At 58.7% G+C, this 18,951-nt stretch carries 13 protein-coding genes; 9 read left to right on the top strand and 4 right to left on the bottom strand.

The window, feature by feature from the left end:
- The first annotated feature begins 7 nt into the window (after window positions 1–7).
- From hscA to sseB, 5 genes are all read left to right on the top strand, one after another.
- Window positions 8–1,858: a Fe-S protein assembly chaperone HscA gene (gene hscA / locus ACWYRJ_RS01955; RefSeq protein WP_249576266.1), complete on the top strand. Its 1,851-nt coding sequence runs from the start codon at window positions 8–10 to the stop codon at window positions 1,856–1,858.
- A gap of 1 nt (window position 1,859) precedes the next feature.
- Complete coding sequence (gene fdx, locus ACWYRJ_RS01950; RefSeq protein ID WP_003860652.1) at window positions 1,860–2,195, top strand: ISC system 2Fe-2S type ferredoxin; 336 nt, start codon at window positions 1,860–1,862, stop codon at window positions 2,193–2,195.
- A 1-nt stretch (window position 2,196) separates the two neighbouring features.
- On the top strand, window positions 2,197–2,397 hold the full coding sequence (gene iscX, locus ACWYRJ_RS01945) for a Fe-S cluster assembly protein IscX (protein WP_003860650.1): 201 nt from the start codon (window positions 2,197–2,199) through the stop codon (window positions 2,395–2,397).
- A gap of 60 nt (window positions 2,398–2,457) precedes the next feature.
- Window positions 2,458–3,744 (top strand): aminopeptidase PepB, encoded by a 1,287-nt coding sequence (gene pepB, locus ACWYRJ_RS01940; RefSeq protein WP_047173878.1) that lies wholly within the window; start codon window positions 2,458–2,460, stop codon window positions 3,742–3,744.
- A gap of 78 nt (window positions 3,745–3,822) precedes the next feature.
- Window positions 3,823–4,599 (top strand): enhanced serine sensitivity protein SseB, encoded by a 777-nt coding sequence (gene sseB / locus ACWYRJ_RS01935; RefSeq protein WP_149366376.1) that lies wholly within the window; start codon window positions 3,823–3,825, stop codon window positions 4,597–4,599.
- Window positions 4,600–4,616: 17 nt separating this feature from the next.
- On the opposite strand, the gene ACWYRJ_RS01930 is transcribed toward sseB, so the two are convergent.
- The 4 genes from ACWYRJ_RS01930 to ACWYRJ_RS01915 all read right to left on the bottom strand — a co-directional run bounded on the left by ACWYRJ_RS01930 (window position 4,617) and on the right by ACWYRJ_RS01915 (window position 9,247).
- A complete protein-coding gene (locus ACWYRJ_RS01930; protein WP_136195563.1) occupies window positions 4,617–5,387 on the bottom strand; it encodes a MurR/RpiR family transcriptional regulator in 771 nt (256 codons plus the stop codon).
- Window positions 5,387–6,232, bottom strand: coding sequence for a 3-mercaptopyruvate sulfurtransferase (gene sseA / locus ACWYRJ_RS01925; RefSeq protein WP_455507318.1), 846 nt, complete (start codon window positions 6,230–6,232; stop codon window positions 5,387–5,389). The genes ACWYRJ_RS01930 and sseA overlap by 1 nt, the downstream gene beginning before the upstream one ends.
- Before the next feature lie 90 nt (window positions 6,233–6,322).
- The gene (locus tag ACWYRJ_RS01920) at window positions 6,323–7,690 is read right to left on the bottom strand and encodes a 6-phospho-alpha-glucosidase (protein WP_455507317.1); all 1,368 of its coding nucleotides are present in this window, start codon (window positions 7,688–7,690) and stop codon (window positions 6,323–6,325) included.
- Window positions 7,691–7,702: 12 nt separating this feature from the next.
- On the bottom strand, window positions 7,703–9,247 hold the full coding sequence (locus tag ACWYRJ_RS01915; RefSeq protein WP_115876002.1) for a PTS transporter subunit EIIC: 1,545 nt from the start codon (window positions 9,245–9,247) through the stop codon (window positions 7,703–7,705).
- A 286-nt stretch (window positions 9,248–9,533) separates the two neighbouring features.
- On the opposite strand from ACWYRJ_RS01915, the gene ACWYRJ_RS01910 reads away from it, so the two are divergent.
- The 4 genes from ACWYRJ_RS01910 to ACWYRJ_RS01895 all read left to right on the top strand — a co-directional run bounded on the left by ACWYRJ_RS01910 (window position 9,534) and on the right by ACWYRJ_RS01895 (window position 18,736).
- A complete protein-coding gene (locus ACWYRJ_RS01910; protein ID WP_455507316.1) occupies window positions 9,534–14,486 on the top strand; it encodes an alpha-2-macroglobulin family protein in 4,953 nt (1,650 codons plus the stop codon).
- A gap of 1 nt (window position 14,487) precedes the next feature.
- Window positions 14,488–16,812 (top strand): peptidoglycan glycosyltransferase PbpC, encoded by a 2,325-nt coding sequence (gene pbpC / locus ACWYRJ_RS01905; protein WP_455507315.1) that lies wholly within the window; start codon window positions 14,488–14,490, stop codon window positions 16,810–16,812.
- A 156-nt stretch (window positions 16,813–16,968) separates the two neighbouring features.
- On the top strand, window positions 16,969–17,400 hold the full coding sequence (gene ndk, locus ACWYRJ_RS01900) for a nucleoside-diphosphate kinase (RefSeq protein WP_003860625.1): 432 nt from the start codon (window positions 16,969–16,971) through the stop codon (window positions 17,398–17,400).
- A 169-nt stretch (window positions 17,401–17,569) separates the two neighbouring features.
- Complete coding sequence (locus ACWYRJ_RS01895) at window positions 17,570–18,736, top strand: bifunctional tRNA (adenosine(37)-C2)-methyltransferase TrmG/ribosomal RNA large subunit methyltransferase RlmN (RefSeq protein ID WP_014171168.1); 1,167 nt, start codon at window positions 17,570–17,572, stop codon at window positions 18,734–18,736.
- The last annotated feature ends 215 nt before the right edge of the window (window positions 18,737–18,951 follow it).

The following is an 18,951-nucleotide window of genomic DNA, read 5'->3' as shown; positions in this document are numbered from 1 at the left end:
AGCAATTATGGCCTTATTACAAATTAGTGAGCCTGGCTTAAGTGCCGCACCGCACCAGCGTCGTCTGGCGGTGGGTATCGATCTGGGCACCACCAATTCCCTCGTGGCGACCGTGCGCAGCGGCCAGGCGGAAACGCTGGCCGACGAGCAGGGGCGCCATCTGCTGCCTTCCGTGGTCCACTACCAGCAGCAGGGTCACGCGGTAGGCTATGACGCCCGCGCTAACGCCGCGCGCGATCCGGCCAACACCATCAGCTCCGTCAAGCGCATGATGGGCCGCTCGCTGGCCGATATTCAGACCCGCTACCCGCATCTGCCGTATCAGCTGCAGGCCAGTGAAAACGGCCTGCCGATGATTGCGACCGCGGCCGGTCTGCTGAACCCGATTCGCGTTTCCTCCGACATCCTCAAAGCGCTGGCGGCGCGCGCTACGGCGACGCTCGGCGGCGATCTGGACGGCGTAGTCATTACCGTTCCGGCCTATTTTGACGACGCACAGCGCCAGGGCACCAAAGACGCCGCGCGTCTGGCGGGCCTGCACGTGCTGCGTCTGCTGAACGAACCGACGGCGGCGGCGATTGCCTACGGCCTCGATTCCGGTCAGGAAGGGGTGATCGCGGTTTACGATCTCGGCGGCGGGACGTTTGATATCTCTATCCTGCGCCTGAGCCGCGGGGTGTTTGAAGTACTGGCGACCGGCGGGGATTCCGCGCTGGGCGGCGATGACTTCGACCACCTGCTGGCGGACTACATCCGCGAGCAGGCGGGCATCAGCGATCGCAGCGATGCGCGCGTACAGCGTGAACTGCTGGATGCGGCCATTGACGCCAAAATCGCCCTGAGCGATGCGCAGTCCGTAAGTGTGAACGTTGCGGGCTGGCAGGGAGAGATCACCCGCGACCAGTTCAACGAACTTATTGCGCCTTTAGTTAAACGCACCCTGCTGGCCTGCCGTCGCGCACTGAAAGATGCGGGCGTTGAGGCGAACGAGGTGCTGGAAGTGGTCATGGTGGGCGGTTCGACCCGCGTGCCGCTGGTGCGTGAGCGCGTGGGCGAATTCTTTGGCCGCACGCCGCTAACCTCCATCGACCCGGACAAAGTGGTTGCCGTGGGCGCCGCGATCCAGGCCGATATTCTGGTTGGCAACAAGCCGGACAGCGAAATGCTGCTGCTGGACGTCATCCCGCTGTCGCTGGGCTTAGAAACCATGGGCGGCCTGGTGGAGAAAGTGATCCCGCGTAACACCACCATTCCGGTGGCGCGCGCGCAGGAGTTTACCACCTTCAAAGACGGCCAGACCGCGATGTCCATCCACGTAATGCAGGGCGAGCGCGAGCTGGTGCAGGACTGCCGCTCTCTGGCGCGCTTTGCGCTGCGCGGAATTCCAGCGCTGCCTGCGGGCGGGGCGCACATTCGCGTCACCTTCCAGGTGGACGCCGACGGTCTGCTGAGCGTCACGGCGATGGAAAAATCCACCGGCGTGGAATCGTCCATTCAGGTCAAGCCATCCTACGGCCTGACCGATGGCGAAATCGCCTCCATGATTCAGGACTCAATGAGCTACGCCGAGCAGGATGTGAAGGCGCGTATGCTGGCGGAACAAAAAGTGGAAGCCGCACGCGTGCTGGAGAGCCTGAACGGCGCGCTCGCTGCCGACGCCGCGCTGTTAAGCGCCGCTGAGCGCCAGGTGATTGACGACGCTGCCGCGCGCTTAAGCGCCGTGGCCGAAGGCAATGACGCTGACGCAATAGAAGAAGCCATTAAAAACGTTGATAAACAAACCCAGGACTTCGCTGCTCGCCGCATGGACAAATCTGTCCGCGTCGCGCTGAAAGGCCAGTCCGTGGACGAGGTTTAATATGCCAAAGATTGTTATTTTGCCTCATGCGGACCTCTGTCCGGATGGCGCTGTTCTGGAAGCGAAGACCGGTGAAACCATTCTCGATGTAGCCCTGCGTGCAGGTATCGAAGTGGAACACGCCTGTGAAAAATCCTGTGCCTGCACCACCTGCCACTGCATCGTGCGTGAAGGTTTTGACTCTCTCGCCGAGAGCACCGAAGATGAAGACGACATGCTGGATAAAGCATGGGGTCTGGAGCCAGACAGCCGCTTGAGCTGCCAGGCCGCGGTGACCGATGAAGATCTGGTCGTGGAATTCCCACGCTACACCATCAACCACGCACGCGAGCATTAATATGGGACTGAAGTGGACAGACAGCCGTGAAATCGGCGAAGCGCTCTACGACGCGAACCCGGATCTCGATCCGAAGACCGTACGATTCACCGATATGCATCAGTGGATCTGCGATTTAGAGGATTTCGACGACGATCCAAACGCATCCAATGAAAAAATTCTGGAGGCGATTCTGTTAGTCTGGTTAGATGAAGCAGAATAAATAACAAAACGGGCTGCCTTCAGGCGGCCCGTTTGCTAGTTGCTAATAAGGAAAAATAAAATGACCGAAGCGATGAAGATTACGCTCTCTACGCAGCCCGCCGACGCGCGCTGGGGCGAGAAAGCCAGCTACAGCATCAACAACGACGGTATTACCCTGCACCTGACGGGCAACGACGATTTGGGTCTGATCCAGCGTGCTGCCCGCAAAATCGACGGTCTGGGCATTAAGCATGTCTCGCTGGAAGGTGAAGGCTGGGACACCGACCGCAGCTGGGCATTCTGGGCGGGTTACAAAGGGCCGAAAGGCAGCCGCAAAATTGAGTGGGCGAACCTCGACGAAGCCGGTCAAAAAGAGCTGGAAAGCCGCCTGCAAATCATCGACTGGGTGCGCGACACCATTAACGCTCCGGCGGAAGAGTTAGGCCCTGAGCAGCTGGCGCAGCGCGCGGTTGACCTGCTGTGCGGCGTGGCGGGCGACAAAATGTCCTACCGCATCACCAAGGGTGAAGACCTGCGCGAGCAGAACTACATGGGTATCCACACCGTGGGCCGCGGCTCCGAGCGTCCTCCGGTCCTGCTGGCGCTGGATTACAACCCAACCGGCGATAAAGCAGCGCCAGTCTTTGCCTGCCTGGTAGGTAAAGGCATCACCTTCGACACCGGCGGCTACAGCCTGAAGCAGAGCGCGTTCATGGACTCCATGAAGTCCGACATGGGCGGTGCGGCAACCATCACCGGCGCGCTGGCGTTTGCCATCACCCGCGGTCTTAAAAAGCGCGTGAAGCTGTATCTGTGCTGCGCGGACAACATGGTGAGCGGTAACGCCTTCAAGCTGGGCGACATCATTCGCTACCGCAACGGTAAAAACGTTGAGGTGATGAACACCGACGCCGAAGGCCGTCTGGTGCTGGCCGATGGCCTGATCGACGCGTCTGCCCAGAAGCCTGAGCTGATCATCGACATGGCGACCCTGACCGGCGCGGCGAAAACCGCCCTGGGCAACGATTACCATGCGCTGTTCAGCTTTGACGACAAGCTGGCTGCTCGCCTGCTGGCAAGCGCCGCTGCGGAAAACGAACCGTTCTGGCGTCTGCCGCTCGCCGAGTTCCACCGCAGCCAGCTGCCGTCCAACTTTGCCGAGCTGAACAATACCGCCAGCGCGGCGTACCCGGCGGGTGCAAGCACCGCAGCAGGATTCCTGTCCCACTTCGTTGAGAATTATCACGAAGGCTGGCTGCACATTGACTGCTCCGCAACCTACCGTAAAGCGGCGGTTGAGCAGTGGTCCGCGGGCGCGACCGGTCTGGGCGTGCGTACCGTGGCGAACCTGCTGACGGCTGAGTAATCTTCATTGCCCTCACCCTAACCCTCTCCCACGGGGAGAGGGCCGGGGGGAGGGGGAAATGCATCATCTGGAATTGCTATGTCCGAAACCAAAAACGAATTAGAAACCCTGCTGGAGCAGGCGGCGACCGAGCCCGCCCACCGTCCGGCATTTTTCCGCACCCTGCTGGAATCCACCGTCTGGGTGCCGGGTATCGCCGCGGAAGGTGAGCAGGTCGTAGAAGACAGCGCGCTGGATCTGCTGCACTGGGAGAAAGACGACGGCACGTCGGTGATCCCGTTCTTCACCTCGCTGGAAGCGCTTCAGAAAGCGGTAGAAGACGAACAGGCGTTCGTGGTGATGCCGGTGCGTACCCTGTTTGAAATGACGCTCGGCCAGACGCTATTCCTCAACGCGAAGCTGCCGACCGGGAAAGAGTTTACGCCGCGTGAAATCAGCCACCTGATTGGCGAAGAGGGCAACCCGCTCAGCACGCAGGAAGTGCTGGAAGGGGGCGAAACGCTGCTGCTCTCTGAGGTGGCCGAGCCACCCGCGCAGATGATTGATTCCCTGACGACGCTGTTCAAAACGCTCAAGCCCGTCCGGCGCGCGTTTCTCTGCTCCATTAAAGAGCGTGCGGACGAACAGCCGGTGCTGTTGATCGGTATTGAAGCCGATGGCGATATCGACGAAATCATTCAGGCGACGGGCAGCGTGGCAACCGACACGCTGCCAGGCGATGAGCCGATTGATATCTGCCAGGTGAAAAACGGTGAGAAGGGTATCAGCCACTTTATAACCGAGCACATCACCCCGTTCTACGAGCGTCGCTGGGGCGGTTTCCTGCGCGATCTCAAAACTAACCGCATCATCTGATTACGGCGGGGTGAATATCACCCCGTTGCTTCCAGCAGCAGTAAATCCATCAGCAGCACCAGATTCGACTCAAACGACGTCACCCCTGCCGCTTCGGCGGCGAAGTGTACCGCTTCGTCATAGAGAGCAAAATGCACGTCCGCCATTCCCGCCAGCGTATTGGCGGAGGCGCGGGTAAACGCGACGATCGTCATACCGACGTTTTTGGCTATCCGCGCTTTATCCAGCACCTGTTCCGTTTCGCCGCTGCGCGAGACGGCAATAAACACCTGATAGCGGGCGGCGTTGCTGAGGAAAATATTCCGGCTGTCTCCCGGCCCGGAAATAAACGCCGTTTTGCCCAGTACCTGCAGCTTCTTGGTCAGGTACTCCGCAAACAGATAAGAAAACCCGGCGCCGTAGAGAAAGAAACTCTCTTTCTGGCGCAGCAGGTTAGCAAACTGCTGGCGTTTCACCTGGGTAACCCACTGAAAGGTATGCTGATAGTTGGCGATAAACTGATTAAACAGCACCGGGAGTTCAGGACGCGACTGCGCCTGAGCGGCAATATGCGGCGTGTCGGAGAGCAGCTGCTTGCAGTGCCAGATAAACTCGCTAAAGCCGCTGAACCCCAGCTTCTGGCACAGCCGCATAATAGTGGCGGTAGAAACGAACGTCGCCTGCGCCAGCTCGCGAACCGTGATGTTGCCCACCAGCAGCGGATGCTCCGTGAGGTGGGCGAGGACGCGATACTCCGCGCGGGTCAGCGACGCCCCGCGCGTTAAAAGCGTGGCCAGGCGGTTATCCATTATTTCGCGGGTTCGACAGGCAGATCGTCTCGCGCACCCCATTCGCTCCAGGCGCCGTCGTAGAGCGTGACGTCGCTTACGCCGAGCGTGGCGAGCGCCAGAATCACTACGCAGGCCGTCACGCCGGAACCGCAGCTGGCAATAATCGGACGATGTAAATCAACCCCTGACTGGTCAAAAATAGCGCGCAGCTCGTCGGTGGTTTTCAGCTCGCCCTCAAACACCAGATCGCCCCACGGCACGTTCAGCGCGCCCGGAATATGTCCGCGCTTCAGCCCCGGACGCGGTTCATCCGCTTGGGCATTGAAGCGCGGAGCAGGGCGGGCATCAACGATTTGCGCCGTTTTTTCATGGCTCACGACCAGCACGTCGGTCAGGCGTTTCACCACGTGGGTGTCAAAGGTCGCATCGAATTCGCCTTCCGGCAGCGTTACGTCACCCTGCTGAAGGGGCAGCTCGTCGCGCTTCCAGCCCGCCAGCCCGCCCGCCAGAATCGAGACTTTTTCTACGCCGAAGTTTTTCAGCATCCACCACGCGCGCGGTGCGGAGAAGAGGTTACCTTCATCATACACAACGAGGTGCTTATCTTTGCTGATGCCCAGCTCGCGCATCGCCACGGAAAACGCTTCCGGGCGCGGCAGCATGTGCGGCAGGGGAGAGTTGTGATCGGAAAGGGCTTCGATATCAAAAAATACCGCGCCAGGCAAATGCCCGGCACGGTATTCACCGGGCACGTCACGATGCTCTTGTCCCGGAGGGGCCATACGCGCGTCAATAATCTGAACTTCCGGATCGTCGCCGTGCTCAATCAGCCAGTCGGCAGCGACAAAATATGAGGTGGACATGGGTTGCCTCCATTCTTTTCCGTAAAAAAGGATTGTCGGTGTTTTTTCTGACACCGACAAGCAAACCACGTTCAACTCGCGAGCAAGCCCCTATTTTTTCATCGGTTCGCCGTCCTGCCAGGCTTTTTGCAGCGCAGGCCAGTAGTCGCGGTTGGCCTCGATCATCTCGTCAAGAATCGCTTTCGCATGTTCCATGGTCGGCACGGTGCGGTTGAGGGTGAACGCCTGCAGGGCTTTCTCATAGCTGCCCTCGATGGTCGCCTCCACCAGAAGCTGTTCCGAGGCGAGCTGCTGTTGCAGCAGGGTCTGATGGAACAGCGGCACCTGACCGACGCGAATCGGTTCCGGGCCTTCGGAGGTGATATAAGCGGGCACTTCCACCACGGCATCGTACGGCAGGTTGGCGATCGCCCCGCGGTTTTCCACCATTACCAGATGTCGGCTGCGCAGGTTAAAGGCCAGCGAGCAGGCGACATCAACAATAAACTCGCCGTGGACGCCCACGTGGAAGGCATCCGGCAGGATCCCGGTTCGCTTATATTCTTCGGCAGCGGCGAACAGCTTTTTCTCACGTCCGTCCATCACTTCATTGGCGCGGGTATAGTCCGGGTTCTGATGCTCCACAATCTGGTTCGGCATCAGGTAGTACTGCAGATACGGGTTTGGCAGATACTCCGGGAAGTTGTCCATGATCGGCTTGATATTGCGCCAGGTCTTCACCCATGAAGGATCGGAATGCTGCGGATCGGTTTTAGCCGCGTCTTCCGTCAGCAGGCCAAACTTTGCGATATGCTTACGCAACTCGGGCAGCTTGTCTTCGCCGTCCACCAGCACGCGGGTAAACCAGCCGAAGTGGTTCAGGCCGAAGTAGTCGACCTCCAGCTTGTGGCGATCGACACCCAGAATTGCCCCCATATTGCGCATCGCGGCCACCGGCATATCGCAGATATTCAGCACCCTCGCGTTCGGGCGCAGACGCCGCACGCCCTCCGCGACGATCGCCGCCGGGTTGGAATAGTTCACGATCCAGGCTTTTTCATGCGCGTAGCGATCGACCAGATCGATAAGCTCCACCATCGGCAGGATCGTGCGCAGGCCGTAGGCAAGCCCGCCGGGTCCGCACGTTTCCTGGCCCACCACGCCGTGACGCAGCGGGATCTTCTCATCCTGCTCGCGCATTTTATACTGGCCGACGCGCATCTGGGCGAAGACGAAATGCGCGCCGCTGAAGGCCACTTCCGGATCGCTGGTGACGGTAAATTTGATGCTCTGACTGTGGTCGCGAATCACCTTCTCGACGACGGGCGCAATGGTGTTTTGACGCGCCTCGTCGATGTCATAAAGGCGGATTTCGGCCAGAGGGAAATCCTGCAGGCGCACCATCAGGCTTTTCACAATACCCGGCGTGTAGGTGCTGCCGCCGCCGGCAATCGACAGAATGAATGGGGGTGTAAACATCTTTAGCTCCTTTCAGAGAAACGTCTCAACGGCTTCTCGCATTTTTTTGACGTGCAGCCCGTAGACCACCTGAACGTTGTTACCTTGTTTGATAATCCCTTTCGCGCCGGTCGCCTTCAGCCGCGGCTCGTCGATAATGGCGACGTCCTTCACCGTGACGCGTAAGCGGGTGTAGCAGTTATCCACGACCTGAATATTTTCCCGGCCTCCTAGACCTACCACGATGGATTCACCCAGCCCGTCGTTATTCCCCTTCGCCTGGTATTCCTGCTTGCTGTAAAGGCGCGTTTCCTTGTCGTCATCCTCACGGCCCGGCGTTTTCATGTTGAAGTGCAGGATCAGGAAGCGGAACACCACGAAGTAGAGGGCAAACACGATCAGCCCCACCACGATGTACATCGGCCAGTTGGACTTCTCCGTGCCGAGCGGCAGGTTGTAAAGGATGAAGTCGATAATCCCGTTGGCGCCGATGGCGTGAACGCCCAGCAGCGAGAACAGCATCATGCCGATGCCGGTCAGCACCGCGTGCACCACGAACAGCAGCGGGGCGACGAAGAGGAATGAAAACTCAATCGGCTCGGTCACGCCGACCAGCAGCGAGGTCAGCGCCGCGGGGATAAGAATGGCTTTCGCAATGACTTTACGCTCCGGCTTTGCGGTCATATACATCGCCAGCGCGGCGGCAGGCAGGCCGAACATTTTGCTGATGCCGCGCGCGTCCCACACCACCGTGCTGCTGAGCTGCTTCACGTTCGGGCAAGCCATCTCGGCGAAGTAGATATTGCGCGCGCCCTGATAGGTTGCGCCGCACACCTCCTGCGTACCACCCAGCTCGGTATAGAGAAACGGCGTATAAACCAGATGGTGCAGGCCAGTGGGAACCAGAATGCGTTCCAGGAAGCCGTAGATGGCCACGCCAAACGGTCCGGAACCTTTGATGGCCAGCGCCAGGGCGCTGATGCCGTGCTGGGCAAACGGCCACAGTTCACTCATCACCACGCCGAGCAGCATGGAGACCGGAAGCATTACAATGGCGACAAAACAGTGGCCGGAGTAAATCGCCATCGCGCCGTTAAACTGTACGCCGGAGTATTTATTGTATAGATATCCGGAGAGCGCTCCGGTCAGGATCCCGGCAAAGACCCCCATCTCCAGCACCTGCACGCCCAGCACCATTGTCTGTCCGGCCGCTTTCATCTGGGCAACTGGCGCCAGCGCGCCCTGCAGCTGCAGCGTGACGTTCATGGCGTTGATGAACACGATAAAGGTGACCAGGCCAATCAGTGCGGCATAGCCTTTATCACGCGTCGCCAGGCCAATCGGAATACCGACGGCAAACACCAGTGCCAGGTTAACCAGCACCGACACGGCAGATTTCGCGATAAGCTGACCAGTATGCTGAATCAGAGGATGTCCAAGAAACGGCAGGTACTCCGCGAGATTACCGTTACCCAGCACGTTACCAAAGGCGATAAACAGACCGACGATCGGTAAGATAAGTACCGGTCCGTACAATGATTTTCCGAAATTTTGTAGGGCGTTCACGGCTCGTTTCATGGCTTTCTCTCTTATTGAACCGCGCACTCGGGGTGCGTCATGGTCATAAAACTAGCAGTCTTCAGGCACGTTTATCCAGCTATCTTATTGTTTTAAAAACAAATGACTTGGAAAGTAACATGTGACGTTATGTCTTGTGATCGCGGTTCCATCACGGCGTAGCGGCGTGATGCCATTCTGCGAGGCGCTTTCCAGACTCTAAAATTGGACTTTTTGAATTAATGAAACTTGCGGATAATACTTATCCGGACGACGACCAACAGGCCCCCTGGGCCAGGGACAAAGGATGAAACCGTTTCGCTTAGCCGCGCTCTCTCTTGCGCTGCTTACCACGTTTACGCTTGTCGGCTGTGATAACAGCGACGATAAATCTCAGGCTGCGGCTCCCGCGGCATCCACCGCATCCACACCAAAAGCCGCGGAAAAGCCCAATGCTGAAACGCTGGCTAAACTGGCCGCCCAGAGTCAGGGAAAAGCGCTGACCTTGCTGGATGCCTCTGAAGTCCAGCTAGACGGTGCTGCCACGCTGGTGCTGACCTTTTCTGTTCCGCTGAATCCCGAACAGGATTTCGCGAAAACAGTGCATGTCGTGGATAAGAAAAGCGGCAAGGTTGACGGGGCGTGGGAACTTGCGCCTAACCTGAAAGAGCTTCGCCTGCGCCATCTGGAGCCTAACCGCAACCTGGTCGTCACCGTTGAACCTGGCCTGCAGGCGCTGAACAAAGCGACGTTTGGTACTAATTATGAGAAAGCCCTGACCACCCGGGACATTGAACCCACCGTCGGTTTTGCCAGCCGCGGCTCGCTGCTGCCGGGTAAAGTGGTGGAAGGTCTGCCGGTGATGGCGCTCAACGTCAACAATGTCGATGTCAACTTTTACCGCGTGAAGCCTGAATCGTTGGCCTCCCTTGTTAGTCAGTGGGAGTACCGTAACTCGCTGACCAACTGGGAATCCGACAACCTGCTGAAGATGGCGGAACTGGTTTACACCGGTCGATTCGATCTTAATCCGGCGCGCAACACGCGCGAAAAATTGCTATTGCCTCTGAAGGATATTAAACCGCTCCAGCAGTCTGGCGTTTATATCGCGGTCATGAACCAGGCCGGGCACTACAACTACAGCAACGCCGCGACGCTCTTTACCTTAAGCGATATTGGACTGTCCGCTCACCGTTATCATAACCGCCTGGACATCTTCACCCAGAGCCTGGAAAACGGGGCGGCGCAGTCCGGGGTTACCGTTACCCTGCTGAATGACAAAGGGCAGACCCTTGCCGAAGCAAACAGCGATGCCGACGGCCATGCGAAGCTTGAAACCAACAAAGAGGCCGCGCTGATCCTGGCCAGTAAAGACGGCCAGACCACGCTGCTTGACCTCAAGCTACCGGCGCTCGATCTGGCGGAGTTCGATATTGCCGGTAGCCCCGGCTACAGCAAGCAGTTCTTTATGTTTGGCCCGCGCGATCTCTACCGCCCGGGTGAAACGGTGATCCTCAACGGCCTGCTGCGCGATAGTGACGGTAAGCCACTTCCGGATCAGCCCGTGAAGCTTGACGTGCTGCGTCCGGATGGACAGGTCGCGCGTACCATTGTCGTCAAGCCAGAGAACGGGCTCTATCGCTTTAACTATACGCTGGACAGTGGAGCGCAGACCGGCATGTGGCATATCCGCGCCAACACGGGCGATAACCTGCAGCGTCTGTGGGACTTCCATGTCGAAGACTTCATGCCAGAGCGCATGGCGCTCAACCTGAGCGGACAAAAAACGCCGGTATCACCGCAGGATAACGTCGACTTTAACGTGGTGGGCTATTACCTTTATGGCGCACCGGCCAACGGTAATTCTCTGCAGGGCCAGCTTTTCCTGCGTCCGCTGCGAGACGCGGTGTCTGCGCTGCCGGGCTTCCAGTTTGGCGATATCGCCGAAGAGAACCTGAGCCGCAGTCTTGATGAAGTGCAGCTTACGCTTGATGAGCAGGGGCGTGGGCAGGTTTCTACCGAAAGCCAGTGGAAAGAGGTGCATTCTCCGCTGCAGCTGATATTGCAGGCCAGCCTGCTGGAGTCCGGTGGCCGTCCGGTAACGCGTCGTGCTGAGCAGGCTATCTGGCCGGCGGCTGAGTTGCCGGGGATTCGCCCTCAGTTCGCCAGTAAAGCCGTTTATGACTACCGCACCGATACCACCGTCAACCAACCGATTGTTGACGAGAACGGCAACGCCAGCTTCGACATCGTGTATGCCAATGCCAGCGGAGCGAAAAAAGCGGTTTCCGGGTTACAGGTTCGTCTGATCCGCGAGCGCCGCGACTACTTCTGGAACTGGTCTGAGAGCGAAGGCTGGCAGTCTCAGTTCGATCAGAAAGACCTGGTCGAAGGCGAGCAGGAGCTGACTCTCAAGGCCGATGAGACGGGTAAAGTCACCTTCCCGGTGGAGTGGGGTTCTTATCGTCTGGAGGTGAAAGCGCCTGATGAGATGGTCAGCAGCGTGCGTTTTTGGGCGGGGTATAGCTGGCAGGATAACAGCGACGGCACTGGGGCAGCGCGCCCTGATCGCGTGACGCTGAAGCTGGATAAGCCAGCCTATCAGCCAGGCGACACCATTAATCTGCACATTGCAGCGCCGGCCGCAGGCAAGGGCTATGCGATGATCGAATCCAGCGAAGGGCCGCTGTGGTGGAAGGAGATCGACGTACCGGCAAACGGGCTTGATCTCGCTATCCCGGTCGACAAAGCCTGGAGACGTCACGATCTTTATCTGAGTACGCTGGTGGTACGTCCTGGGGATAAATCCAAATCCGCTACGCCGAAACGCGCGGTCGGCCTGCTGCATCTGCCGATGGGCGACGAAAACCGTCGCCTGAATATTGCGCTCGATAACCCACAGAAAATGCGTCCAAACCAGACGCTCTCGGTGAAGGTGAAAGCCAGCGTGAAAGAGGGGGCCGTGCCGCAGAAGGTGAACGTCCTGGTATCGGCGGTGGACAGCGGCGTGCTGAACATTACCGATTACGTGACGCCTGATCCCTGGCAGGCTTTCTTTGGTCAGAAGCGCTACGGCGCGGATATCTACGACATTTATGGCCAGGTCATTGAAGGGCAGGGCCGCCTGGCCGCGCTGCGCTTCGGTGGCGATGGGGATGAACTGAAGCGCGGCGGCAAACCGCCGGTGAACCACGTCACCATCATTGCCCAGCAGGCACAGCCGGTCACGCTGGATGCCAACGAGGAAGGCACGATTACGCTGCCGATTGGAGACTTTAACGGTGAGCTGCGTCTGATGGCGCAGGCCTGGACGGAGGACGATTTCGGTAGCAGTGAAAGCAAGATTATTGTGGCCGCGCCGGTTATTACCGAGCTTAATACCCCACGCTTCCTGGCAAGTGGGGACACCTCACGCCTGACGCTGGATCTAACCAACCTGACCGACCAGCCGCAAACGCTGAACGTTGCCCTGACCGCAACAGGCAAATTATCGCTGGAAGGCGGGCAGCCGCAGCCGGTGCAACTGCCTCCGGGGGCACGAACCACCCTCTTTATTCCGGTGCGTGCGCTGGAAGGCTATGGTGACGGTGAGGTGACAGCACAGGTTACCGGCCTGCAGCTTCCGGGCGAGACCTTTGCGCCACAGCAGAAGAGCTGGAAAATCGGCGTGCGTCCGGCGTTCCCGGCGCAGACGGTCAATACCGGTGCCATGCTGAACCCTGGCGAATCCTGGACCGCACCGGCGCAGCACAGTAACGGTTTCTCTCCTGCCACCCTGCAGGGGCAACTGCTGCTGAGCGGAAAACCACCGCTCAACCTGGCGCGCTACATTCGTGAGCTGCAGGCCTATCCGTATGGCTGCCTGGAGCAGACCGCCAGCGGCCTGTTCCCGTCGCTCTACACCAACGCGGCGCAGCTTACTGCACTTGGCATCAAGGGCGACACCGATGACAAGCGCCGTGCCGCCATTGATATCGGTATTTCCCGTCTGCTGCAGATGCAGCGTGAAGACGGCGGGTTCGCGCTGTGGGATAAAAACGGTCCGGAAGAGTACTGGCTGACGGCCTACGTGACCGACTTCCTGGTGCGCGCGGGCGAGCAGGGTTACAGCGTACCTGCCGATGCGGTGAATAACGCCAATAGCCGCCTGCTGCGCTACCTGCAGGATCCGGGCATGATGTCCATTCGCTACAGCGACGATACTCAGGCCAGTAAATTTGCCGTGCAGGCCTATGCCGCTCTGGTGCTGGCACGTCAGCAAAAAGCACCGCTGGGCGCGCTGCGTGAAATCTGGGAACGTCACGCTCAGGCGGCGTCCGGGCTACCGCTGATGCAGCTGGGCATGGCGCTCAAGCTGATGGGCGATGCGCCGCGCAGCCAGCAGGCGCTGGATCTGGCGCTCAAAACACCGCGTAACGACAGCAAAACCTGGATGGCCGATTACGGCAGCCAGCTTCGCGATAACGCGCTGATGCTCTCCCTGCTTGAGGAGTACAAGCTGCTGCCGGATGCGCAGAATACGCTGCTGAATGCTCTGTCTGAACAGGCCTTCAGCCAGCGCTGGCTGTCAACGCAGGAGAGCAACGCGCTGTTCCTGGCCGGACGTTCGCTGCAAACCTTGTCCGGTACATGGCAGGCGAAAACCTCTCTGTCTGAGACCGCATCAGGCGGCGATAAGTCACTGGTACAAAACGTGAGCGGCGACCAGCTTGGCGCGCTGCAGGTGACCAATACCGGCACGACTCCGCTGTGGGTGCGTCTGGACAGCACCGGCTATCCGGAATACGCCCCTCAGCCGAGCGCGAACGTGCTGCAGGTTGAACGTCATATCCTGGCAACCGACGGCAGTACTAAATCACTCTCTTCCCTGAAGAGCGGTGAGCTGGTGCTGGTGTGGCTGGAAGTTAACGCCAGCCAGAACGTGCCGGATGCGCTGGTGGTGGATCTCCTCCCTGCGGGTCTGGAGCTGGAAAACCAGAACCTGGCAAGCAGCAGCGCCAGCCTGCAGGACAGCGGTAGTGAAGTACAGAACCTGCTCAGCCAGATGCAGCAGGCGGACATTCAGCATATGGAATTCCGCGACGACCGCTTTGTGGCCGCCGTGCCGGTAAATGAAGGTCAGCCGGTCACGCTGGTCTATCTGGCGCGCGCCGTGACGCCGGGAACCTACCAGGTGCCGGTTCCGATGGTCGAGTCCATGTATGTGCCGCAGTGGCGGGCAACGGGGGCGGCCAGTGGCCCGCTGATTGTTGTTCCGTAATATGCGAATGGCACGTTTGACACGCTCCCGCTGGCTCTGGCTGGCGGGAGCGCTTCTCGTTTTATGGGGGCTAATTGTCGCCGCCGACCGCCTGTGGCCGTTGCCTCTGAAAGAGGTTAACCCTGCCCGGGTGGTGGTGGATGAGAAGGGCACGCCGCTCTGGCGTTTTGCCGATAGCGATGGGATCTGGCGCTATCCGGTGACGATCGAAGAGGTATCTCCCCGTTATCTTGAGGCGCTGATTCAGTATGAAGATCGCTGGTTCTGGGATCACCCCGGCGTAAACCCGCTTTCTGTTCTGCGCGCTGCCTGGCAGGATCTCACTTCCGGAAGAGTGGTTTCTGGCGGCAGCACGCTCACCATGCAGGTCGCGCGACTGCTGGACCCGCATCCGCGCACCGTTGGCGGCAAAATTCGCCAGCTCTGGCGGGCGATGCAGCTGGAGTGGCATCTTTCCAAGCGTGAGATCCTCACGCTCTATCTCAACCGCGCCCCGTTTGGCGGTACGCTGCAGGGTGTGGGGGCTGCAAGCTGGACGTATCTGGGCAAGCCGCCGTCGCAGCTCAGCTATTCCGACGCGGCGCTGCTGGCGGTGCTGCCGCAGGCACCGAGTCGTTTACGCCCGGACCGCTGGCCTGAACGGGCCGAAGCGGCGCGCAATAAAGTGCTCGACCGCATGGCGACGCAGGGCGTCTGGTCCGCAAAGCAGGTCAAAGAATCCCGTGAAGAATCGGTATGGCTGGCACCCCGACAGATGCCGCAGCTGGCGCCGCTCTTTGCGCGCATGATGCTCGGCAAAAGTCGCGCCACGAAAATAGTCACCACGCTGGATGCCGGACTGCAGCGGCAGCTGGAAGAGCTGGCGATGAACTGGAAATCTCGTCTGCCGGCACGCAGCTCGCTGGCGATGGTCGTGGTCGATCATACCGATATGAAAGTGCGCGGCTGGGTTGGGTCGGTGGATATCAACGATGACACGCGTTTCAGCCACGTGGATATGGTCAATGCGATCCGATCTCCGGGATCGGTGTTAAAGCCCTTTATCTACGGCATGGCGCTGGATGATGGCCTGATCCATCCCGCCTCGCTGCTTCAGGACGTTCCCAGAAAAACCGGTGATTATCGTCCCGGGAATTTTGACAGCGGGTTTCATGGACCGGTCAGCATGAGTGAAGCGCTGGTACGCTCCCTCAACCTGCCTGCCGTTCAGGTGCTGGAAGCCTACGGACCAAAACGATTTGCCGGGATGCTGAGCAACGCAGGCTTGCCGCTGATCCTGCCTGCGGGGGCGCAGCCGAATCTGTCTCTGATCCTCGGCGGGGCAGGCGCGCGGCTGGCAGATATCGCCGCTGCCTACAGCGCCTTTGCCCGACACGGTAAGGCGGGAAGGCTGCGCCTGCAGCCGGGCGATCCGCTCAATGAACGCCCTTTATTATCGCCAGGCTCGGCGTGGATTATTCGCCGTATTCTGGCCAATGAAGCGCAGCCGCTGCCGGATAATGCGCTACCGCAGGTTGCGCCGCTGGCGTGGAAAACCGGCACCAGCTACGGCTACCGTGATGCCTGGGCCATCGGTCTGAATGCCCGTTACGTGATAGGCATCTGGACCGGGCGACCGGACGGTACGCCCGTGGCGGGACAGTTTGGGTTTGCCAGCGCGGTGCCGCTATTAAACCAGGTCAATAACCTGCTTCAGTCGCGCTCAACGGTAGACGAAGCCCGCCTGCCGCGCGATCCGCGTCCGGAGAGCGTCGGGAGGGGCGTAATCTGCTGGCCGGGCGGCCAGTCGCTGCCGGAAGGCAGTGAAAACTGTCGACGTCGCCTGTCGACCTGGCTGCTGGATGGGAGTGAACCGCCCACGCTGCTCTTGCCCGAACAGGAAGGCATACGCGGGATCCGTTTCCCGGTCTGGCTGGATAAATCAGGTAAACGCGTGGCGGCAGATTGCCCGGATGCTACAGAGAAAGTCCTGGATGTCTGGCCACTGCCGCTGGAGCCGTGGCTACCCGCAACCGAGCGTCGTGCGGTACGGGTCCCTCCTTCATCAACAACCTGTCCTCCGCTGTCGCAGGACGCACCTGCGCCACTCATTCTGACAGGCGTGCGCGAAGGGGCCGTCATCAAACGTCTGCCGGGGGAACCCCGCGTTTCGCTGCCGCTTCAGGCGACCGGCAATAGCGGTGAGCGCTGGTGGTTTTTGAACGGTGAACCGTTGAATGTGAAGGGAAGAGTTTACACATTACAGCTTGATAAACCGGGTGATTATCAGTTACTCGTTATGGATGAGACCGGGCAGGTTGCGACGGTGAATTTTACGCTGCAGTGACCTGAAAATAGCTTTCTGATGTGAGCTGTTGCTAAAACTCGTCTTATTTTAAAAAAATGTTACCTGAATCCATAGGCAATGGCGCCATTGCTCATTATAATCCGCGCCACACCATACTCAGGTATGCAAAACAACAGAACATTGACAGAGGTTATCATGGCTATTGAACGTACTTTTTCCATCATCAAACCAAACGCGGTGGCAAAAAACGTTATTGGCAGCATCTTCGCTCGCTTTGAATCTGCAGGGTTCAAAATTGTTGGCACCAAAATGCTGCACCTGACCGTTGAGCAGGCTCGCGGCTTCTACGCTGAGCACGAAGGTCGCCCATTCTTTGACGGCCTGGTTGAGTTCATGACCTCCGGTCCAATCGTGGTCTCCGTGCTGGAAGGCGAAAACGCAGTGCAGCGTCACCGCGACCTGCTGGGCGCAACCAACCCGGACAACGCGCTGGCTGGTACTCTGCGCGCTGATTATGCAGACAGCTTCACCGAGAACGGTACCCACGGTTCTGACTCTGTTGAATCTGCTGCACGCGAAATCGCTTTCTTCTTCGCTGAAGGCGAAGTGTGTCCACGTACCCGTTAATTTAACGGTTTCGTTTACACATTATTTTCGTAAATGCCGCGTCCAGACGTGGCATCCCTGCGCCAGACTTTGTACAATGCAACGCCCCGGACGAGCAGACCGCTTTCCGGGGCGTTTCTATTCAACCCTCTATGGGCCATAACGTGTAACAACGAGGCCGGTAAATATTATGTCTGAATTAGTGAATACCTCCGAAGTCGCCATTCCTGCGGTTCCCAATAAAAATGGAAAAATCAACCTGCTGGATCTGAACCGTCAGCAGATGCGCGAGTTCTTTAAAGAGATGGGCGAAAAGCCGTTTCGTGCCGATCAGGTCATGAAGTGGATGTACCATTACTGCAGCGACAATTTTGATGACATGACTGACATCAACAAGGTCCTGCGCAACAAGCTCAAAGAAGTGGCTGAAATCCGCGCGCCGGAAGTGGTGGAAGAGCAGCGCTCCGCGGATGGCACCATCAAATGGGCGATTGCGGTTGGCGATCAGCGTGTTGAAACCGTCTACATCCCGGAAGAAGACCGCGCCACGCTGTGCGTCTCCTCCCAGGTTGGCTGCGCGCTGGAGTGCAAATTCTGCTCAACCGCGCAGCAAGGCTTTAACCGTAACCTGCGCGTTTCAGAAATTATCGGCCAGGTCTGGCGTGCCGCGAAAATCGTGGGCGCGGCAAAAGTAACCGGTACGCGCCCTATCACCAACGTGGTGATGATGGGGATGGGTGAGCCGCTGCTGAACCTGACCAACGTCGTTCCGGCGATGGAAATCATGCTGGATGACTTCGGTTTTGGTCTGTCCAAGCGTCGCGTCACGCTGTCTACTTCTGGCGTTGTGCCTGCGCTGGACAAGCTCGGCGACATGATTGACGTCGCGCTGGCGATCTCCCTGCACGCGCCAAACGATGAAATTCGTGACGAAATTGTGCCGATCAACAAAAAGTACAATATCGAAACCTTCCTCGCTGCGGTGCGTCGCTACCTGGAGAAATCCAACGCCAACCAGGGCCGCGTCACTATCGAGTACGTGATGCTTGACCACGTCAACGACGGTACTGAACATGCGCATCAGCTGGCTGAATTGCTGAAAGATACGCCATGCAAAATCAACCTGATCCCATGGAACCCGTTCCCGGGCGCGCCGTATGGCCGTAGCTCGAACAGCCGTATCGACCGTTTCTCCAAGGTGCTGATGGAATATGGTTTCACCACCATCGTGCGTAAAACCCGTGGTGATGACATTGATGCCGCATGCGGACAGCTGGCGGGCGATGTTATTGACCGTACCAAACGTACCCTGCGTAAACGCATGCAGGGCGAGACGATCGCGGTTAAAGCTGTTTGATTATTATGCACTCACGGCGCATTATCTGCGCCGTGAGGCATAGTCTTATGAATAATCAGTCAGATTCGTGATGACTGAACAATAATTACGGTGCGTTTCATCCGAGTTTCGGGCAGTATGTAACGACGTAACAACAGTTTAGCCGTACGGGCAGGGCTGTACTGTCATCTCCGGGCTGACAGTCTTATACTCTCTGTTCAAGGTTAACTGACCAG

This window comes from Enterobacter sp., assembly GCF_977039595.1.
Note: the sequence above shows the minus strand (reverse complement) of the source record. Positions and strands in the feature narration are given on the sequence as shown.

Excerpts from the sequence above, each read along its gene's own strand:
- hscA (WP_249576266.1), top strand. The coding sequence starts at position 8 with ATGGCCTTATTACAAATTAGTGAGCCTGGCTTAAGTGCCGCACCGCAC.
- fdx (WP_003860652.1), top strand. The coding sequence starts at position 1,860 with ATGCCAAAGATTGTTATTTTGCCTCATGCGGACCTCTGTCCGGATGGC.
- iscX (WP_003860650.1), top strand. The coding sequence starts at position 2,197 with ATGGGACTGAAGTGGACAGACAGCCGTGAAATCGGCGAAGCGCTCTAC.
- pepB (WP_047173878.1), top strand. The coding sequence starts at position 2,458 with ATGACCGAAGCGATGAAGATTACGCTCTCTACGCAGCCCGCCGACGCG.
- sseB (WP_149366376.1), top strand. The coding sequence starts at position 3,823 with ATGTCCGAAACCAAAAACGAATTAGAAACCCTGCTGGAGCAGGCGGCG.
- ACWYRJ_RS01930 (WP_136195563.1), bottom strand. The coding sequence starts at position 5,387 with ATGGATAACCGCCTGGCCACGCTTTTAACGCGCGGGGCGTCGCTGACC.
- sseA (WP_455507318.1), bottom strand. The coding sequence starts at position 6,232 with ATGTCCACCTCATATTTTGTCGCTGCCGACTGGCTGATTGAGCACGGC.
- ACWYRJ_RS01920 (WP_455507317.1), bottom strand. The coding sequence starts at position 7,690 with ATGTTTACACCCCCATTCATTCTGTCGATTGCCGGCGGCGGCAGCACC.
- ACWYRJ_RS01915 (WP_115876002.1), bottom strand. The coding sequence starts at position 9,247 with ATGAAACGAGCCGTGAACGCCCTACAAAATTTCGGAAAATCATTGTAC.
- ACWYRJ_RS01910 (WP_455507316.1), top strand. The coding sequence starts at position 9,534 with ATGAAACCGTTTCGCTTAGCCGCGCTCTCTCTTGCGCTGCTTACCACG.
- pbpC (WP_455507315.1), top strand. The coding sequence starts at position 14,488 with ATGCGAATGGCACGTTTGACACGCTCCCGCTGGCTCTGGCTGGCGGGA.
- ndk (WP_003860625.1), top strand. The coding sequence starts at position 16,969 with ATGGCTATTGAACGTACTTTTTCCATCATCAAACCAAACGCGGTGGCA.
- ACWYRJ_RS01895 (WP_014171168.1), top strand. The coding sequence starts at position 17,570 with ATGTCTGAATTAGTGAATACCTCCGAAGTCGCCATTCCTGCGGTTCCC.